The sequence below is a fragment of the Psychrobacter sp. AOP31-B2-9 genome, from assembly GCF_052378005.1.
GTDB lineage: Bacteria > Pseudomonadota > Gammaproteobacteria > Pseudomonadales > Moraxellaceae > Psychrobacter.
In genome coordinates this window covers 1-5,588 of record NZ_JBQSXG010000175.1, presented here as the reverse complement: position 1 = coordinate 5,588, position 5,588 = coordinate 1, and the positions used below count along the sequence as shown (strand labels likewise).

The 5,588-nt window shown below is 42.2% G+C and carries 6 protein-coding genes; 4 read left to right on the top strand and 2 right to left on the bottom strand.

The window, feature by feature from the left end; genetic code table 11:
• Nucleotides 1–175 precede the first annotated feature (175 nt).
• Complete coding sequence (locus ACT3SX_RS13680; protein ID WP_192520581.1) at nt 176–1,057, bottom strand: PHP domain-containing protein; 882 nt, start codon at nt 1,055–1,057, stop codon at nt 176–178.
• Nucleotides 1,058–1,313: 256 nt separating this feature from the next.
• Here ACT3SX_RS13680 and ispZ point away from each other — a divergent pair, with 256 nt between their 5' ends.
• The 4 genes from ispZ to mnmC all read left to right on the top strand — a co-directional run bounded on the left by ispZ (nt 1,314) and on the right by mnmC (nt 4,887).
• Nucleotides 1,314–1,865, top strand: coding sequence for a septation protein IspZ (gene ispZ / locus ACT3SX_RS13675; protein WP_192520580.1), 552 nt, complete (start codon nt 1,314–1,316; stop codon nt 1,863–1,865).
• Nucleotides 1,866–1,993: 128 nt separating this feature from the next.
• A complete protein-coding gene (locus ACT3SX_RS13670) occupies nt 1,994–2,323 on the top strand; it encodes a YciI family protein (RefSeq protein WP_192520579.1) in 330 nt (109 codons plus the stop codon).
• The gene (locus ACT3SX_RS13665; RefSeq protein WP_192520578.1) at nt 2,320–2,754 is read left to right on the top strand and encodes a hypothetical protein; all 435 of its coding nucleotides are present in this window, start codon (nt 2,320–2,322) and stop codon (nt 2,752–2,754) included. The genes ACT3SX_RS13670 and ACT3SX_RS13665 overlap by 4 nt, the downstream gene beginning before the upstream one ends.
• A gap of 39 nt (nt 2,755–2,793) precedes the next feature.
• Nucleotides 2,794–4,887, top strand: a complete 2,094-nt coding sequence (gene mnmC, locus ACT3SX_RS13660; RefSeq protein WP_192520577.1) for an FAD-dependent 5-carboxymethylaminomethyl-2-thiouridine(34) oxidoreductase MnmC — start codon at nt 2,794–2,796, stop codon at nt 4,885–4,887.
• A gap of 22 nt (nt 4,888–4,909) precedes the next feature.
• On the opposite strand, the gene yiaA is transcribed toward mnmC, so the two are convergent.
• Entirely contained in the window at nt 4,910–5,467 is a 558-nt protein-coding gene (gene yiaA, locus ACT3SX_RS13655; protein ID WP_192520576.1) for an inner membrane protein YiaA, read from the bottom strand.
• Nucleotides 5,468–5,588 lie beyond the last annotated feature (121 nt).

The window sequence follows — 5,588 nt, the reverse complement described above, 5'->3', positions numbered from 1 at the left end:
AAAAAAGTAATACTAAAAATAAGTAGTACCAAAGATTAAACGATAATTAGAGGTTTTTCAGTGGATTTAGTAAGTATTTTTTGAGTAGTCCTAGGACGTGTTCAATACGCCCTAAGACAATTTCACTTTAAGACGGTTTTTCTTTAAGGTAATTTCGCTTTAAGACAGTTTCGCCTTAAGAAAACTTTGTAAAAGATTGCCAAACCCCTTGCTGCTCTGGATTTAGGACTGGAACATCACCCAATCGTCGCCACGGCATATTACTACCATGAAAATCGCTACCTATTGAAGTAACAAGATTGTGCTCAGCGATACTGCGATCCACCATTCTACGAGTACTAATTGGCTCACTAGTCGCTGGTAACTCACAGCCATCACCACCTAGCTGAGCAAACTCTTCAATAAGTTTACGCACACGAGTAGCCGACAGCTGATAGCGTGTAGGATGCGCAAGTACTGCCTGCCCGCCACACGCATGGATCAACTCGATACCCTCAGCCATACTCAGCGCATTGATAGCGACATAAGCAGGCTTGTTGTCTGCCAGATATTTATCAAAGGCCTTTTGTACGGTTTTAACTTCACCACGCTCAAACAATACTTGACCAATATGCGCACGTCCAACTGCTTGTGGGTTACCGCCTGCTTTTTTAAGCACATCTTGCCATAGCTCATCATAATTGATATCTAACAACGCGCTGAGCTTTTCGGTGATTTTCTGACCACGAGTAGCACGGCTGTCTTGCAGTTGCTGCAACGTTGCATGCATTTTCTCTCGATCAGTAAAGTCCAGTCCAAGCACATGGATGATTTTATTGGTTGATTTGTTTTTACCGTAACCACCACTCAGAGTATGCTCACAGCTTATTTCTACTCCATTGATGAGCTGCATATCACAGGCAGTAGCAGCCACTCTCGCCTCATCGATTCCTGCTAACGTATCATGATCGGTCAGTGCCAATACATTGACGCCAGCCGCATGGGCACGCTGTACCACTTCTGTTGGTGCATAAGTACCATCAGAGCACGTACTGTGACAATGTAAATCGAATTTCATAAGGTAAGCCTTAGCATTTTTAAAAATAGTAATGGTTGAGAAGAGGCTGAGTCATATACGGTTATTATATTTTATCTAGGTGTATATTAACATCGCTTAATCGTTATATTTGATATTAGTGATGTTCATAAGTCGCCATCATCAGATATTGCCGTGCCGACCGATGATGTAAGATGATTAACATTTTGACTGCTTTTTTTTGACGCAGTAGACGTGTAAACTACCCCATACGTTTTTGTTGGACATACCCTTTGCTATGAAAGCCTTATTAGATCTAATTCCTTTAGTTGCTTTTTTTATTGCTGCTCGATATAACGGCATTTTAGCAGCGGCTGGCGCGTTACTCATCGCCACTATTATTGTTTATGCCATCCATTTCATTCGCCAAAAAGGCAAGTTTGATAAGCAGCAATGGATCGTCTTACTTTTAACCATTGGGTTTTGTGGCATCACCTTACTTTTGCGTGATGATATCTACCTGCGTTGGAAGTCGCCTATTATCAATGGTATCTTTGCTTTCACGCTATTAGGAAGTGTCATCATCAACAAGCCTTTAATGCAACTCGCTATGAAAGATGTTTTTTTACTCACAATGAGCGGTTGGAAAAAACTAACCATTGCTTGGGCATTGTTCTTTGCTTTTATGGGTTTTTTACATTATATCACAGCCTTTACGATGTCAGATGAAGCATGGATTAACTTTAAATCTTATGGCTGGATTCCGATTATGTTGGTATTCATTGTGGCCCAGTTTGCAGTATTAAAAAACTATTTAAATCCAGAACTGACCAACAAAACTACTAAGTAATACTTAGGCTATTATTTTATAATGTCTGCTGTTTTTAGATATCCGCAACGACTGTATTAGTTGCTATGAACTAATTCTTACTAATTAAACACATCTTAAATTAATCATCACTTTATTGAGGAAAACCCATGTCCTTATTTGCCATTATTGGTCACGACGTTGCAGACAGCAGCGCACAGCGTCAAATCACTCGTACCGAACATATTGAACGCCTTAAAGTATTGAACAACGAGCAGCGACTCGTTATCGCAGGACCAAACCCTATCGAGCACGGACAAAGTGCCATGTCAGGCAGTTTAATTATCGCTGATTTTGATTCTATTGAGGCGGCACAGGCGTGGGCAAATGATGAACCTTACTTACGTGATGGTGTCTACAGCCATGTAGATATCAAACCATTTATTCAAGCACTGCCAACCCCTACTGAACAGTCAAATGTTAAAGTAGCAGCATCGTGAATCAGCGTGTCTCTTGTTCAAATACTCGCCAATACAAAGTCAGTCTTGCTGTCTTGATGTTGTTTGCTACGGTATCGGCTCAAGCCATACCCACTATAAATAACACTGACGACAACGATCCATTAGCATTGGCTATAGGTCAAGATACCATTGACGCGCAACAAAACAATCCTTCAGCATTGAATATAAATGGTACTTTAGCGGCGCAACTACAGCCATCTAAACAGGCGCTATCCGATGCCAACCAAGAGCTACTAAGCCGTAATGCTCAGCTACAGCGTCAAGTAAATGATTTGCAAACTCAGGTAAATGTCTTGGTTTATGAGAGTAAAGGGCAGCTATTTTTGTATGGTGCATTTACGGTCTTAATCAGTTTATTAGTCGGTATTTTTATCTCATGGTTGGTATTTACCCGCCGTGATCGCTGGTAACGCCCTCTCTCTTTATTGCTTTATCTTATGTGATTGTCTATGCCTAACTCCATATCTGCATCAAAAGAAACCTGCAACGCTCCTACATCAGCTCAAAATGCTAACTCATTAAACATCATCACTCCAGCCAAGATTGATTGGCAGCTAGATGACACTGGTAAACCAGTACCCGTATCTGGCGAGTTTGGAGATGTGTATTTTTCGCATGCAGATGGGCTGGCAGAGACCCGTCATGTGTTTTTAACACACAACAAATTACCTGAACGTTTGGCAATGCTGAATCCAAAGCAATGCTTTACGATTGCAGAATTGGGTTTTGGTACTGGGCTTAATCTATTGGCAACTTGGGAACTATGGCGGCAGTTACGTCAGGCGCATCCACATTTAGCAACGGCTCGCCTACATTTTATTACGACCGAAAAGTTCCCCATACCACTGACAGATCTGACCCAAATACTAGCCTTATGGCAACAGCGCGCGCCTGAGTTGGCAGCACCAATTTCACAGCTTTTGGCTACCTATCCACCCCTTATCGCAGGCTGTCATCGTTTAAATTTTTATGATGACAACTTGACCGTTGATATGTGGTTTGGTGATGCAGCTGAGAGCTTGGGTAAGTTAGCTAATAAGTTAGCAACGCAACTGGCGAACGCTCCTGCACCTTATGTTGACGCTTGGTTTTTAGACGGCTTCGCACCTTCTTGTAATGAGACACTATGGGCAAAAGACATCTTTGCACAAGTGCAGCGCTTATCTCATCCCACCACGACCGCCGCCACTTATAGCTGTGCCGGTATTGTAAAACGTGGTCTAAAAGAGCATGGCTTTGAGATTAATAAAGTAAAAGGGTTTGGGCGAAAGAAGCAAATGCTAACAGCCGTCATGACGGACGCTATAGAATCAGATGAGCCTCATAGTAACTATACCAACCATCCTGATGGTACTTGTCACATACCTTCTCATAGCGCGGTGATTGGCGCTGGTGTTTCAGGACTATTGACAGCGTGGTCACTAGCTAATCGTGGCATCCAAGTGACTTTATTAGACAAGTCAGCACCGCTAGCTGGAGCATCAGGCAATCCTCGCGCGCTCCTAGCACCGAAGATGACACCGATTCATCATGTCGATGAGCATTTACATACCATAGGTTATCTCTATAGTACTCAACTATATCAACTACTAAATAAGCAAGCAATCAAAGAGAAAACCGCGCCCATACTTGAGCCAACGGGAGCACTAGACTTACTTATCAAAGCCAATATCGGTACAGCGCAAATCGCTGATTACCCTAACCCTATGGCAACCACGCTAAGCAATGAACAAGCAAAGAAAACGGCTGGATTAATAGAACAGGATCTATCAGAAAACCTCTATCTACCGCAGTCAGGATTGGTCAATCCACAAGCATTAAAAGATATCATTCTGACGCATCCGCTCATTAGCTTTCAACAGGTGACAGTTCATGAAATGAGTGAGGCAGACGATGAGGTTGGTATTAAAGGACATAACCAACATAAAGAATCGATATCCATCGCTGCTGATAATGTGATCGTGTGTGCGGCTTTTGAGAGTCATCAGCTGGATAAGCGAATTTTTGATTGTCGTAAAATTCGTGGGCAGCTATCTTGGTTTACACCAACTCCTGAACAGTACGCTAAGCTACCCAAAACCCCGCTCAAGTACAGTGGTTACTGCACGCCTTTCACCGCACAAGTGGGTGACGATGGTTTGAATAATGTAGAGACAGGCCAACCTCAGTTTTTACTGGGAGCGAGCTTTATACGCAATGACATAGACACAAAGATACGCATGGATGAGCATCAGATTAGCCGCGATAAACTGATCACAGCGATTCCTGAAATGGAGGCTATTATTCCAACAGATATGAGCGGATGGCAAGGACGTGCAGGGGTTCGTACCCAAACACCTGACTACCACCCCATCGTTGGACAGTTAAATGATAGTAGACGGATTTGGGTTGTGAATGCAATGGGTGCTAAAGGCTATGCCATTGCACCGCTGTGTGCTGAGGCTTTAGCGGATATGATGATTGGTACATTTTCACCGTTATCAGCAGCGATGCTCGCGCGTCTATCGCCAAACCGTAGGCGTTTACAAGCACCGCTTACTTAAGTGCTTCTTGTAGTCAAAAATGCTAATCATTACCTTCTATTCTAGATTTAACCGAACCAAAAAGCGATTTTCCAGAATCAGACTCAGGTGAGTTTTGATGGGAAATCTTAGCACTATTGTCATTTTTTATAGTGGCTTGAGGCGCGGCTAATGTTCGCATTTGGGTAATATCACGAGTGTTCTTTTGGACAGTCACGGCAGCAAATAAACTCATAGCAAAAGCCATCATATAAAAGCCTTTTTCGCTAAAACTCAAGCTTCCAGCATTCATCAGCCCCATCACAATCAGAGCAATAGACAACCCTAAAGCCGCCCAACTGATTAAATAGTACATGTTTGTCGTTGGAATGCCTTCACTACGATCACGAAGCGTTTTTTGTAAACTAATGGCTGAATAAAGGCCAAGAGCAAGTACTGCAATATAGTAACCTTTTTCGTTTAATAACATGCCCTGTGCGTTCCATAATCCAAATATATACGCCAGCACACCAACTAGCATTACTGCCCAAGAAGTCCCAACATAAGCCGTCGTGGGTTTGTAAGCAGCTAACTGACTCTTAGTAATCATGTCATCGTTCATCGTAGTCCTTAATTAAAAATAAAATAAATACTTGGTAATAAGTTATATTTTTATCGATTTCTGTTTTGCCTTAACATAGCACAAGCATGTTATATTGTAATCTAAAATTATTATTTTAAAT

Bases quoted from the DNA above. Each gene is read 5' to 3' on its own strand.
- ACT3SX_RS13680 (WP_192520581.1), bottom strand. From the start codon at position 1,057: ATGAAATTCGATTTACATTGTCACAGTACGTGCTCTGATGGTACTTAT.
- ispZ (WP_192520580.1), top strand. From the start codon at position 1,314: ATGAAAGCCTTATTAGATCTAATTCCTTTAGTTGCTTTTTTTATTGCT.
- ACT3SX_RS13670 (WP_192520579.1), top strand. From the start codon at position 1,994: ATGTCCTTATTTGCCATTATTGGTCACGACGTTGCAGACAGCAGCGCA.
- mnmC (WP_192520577.1), top strand. From the start codon at position 2,794: ATGCCTAACTCCATATCTGCATCAAAAGAAACCTGCAACGCTCCTACA.
- yiaA (WP_192520576.1), bottom strand. From the start codon at position 5,467: ATGAACGATGACATGATTACTAAGAGTCAGTTAGCTGCTTACAAACCC.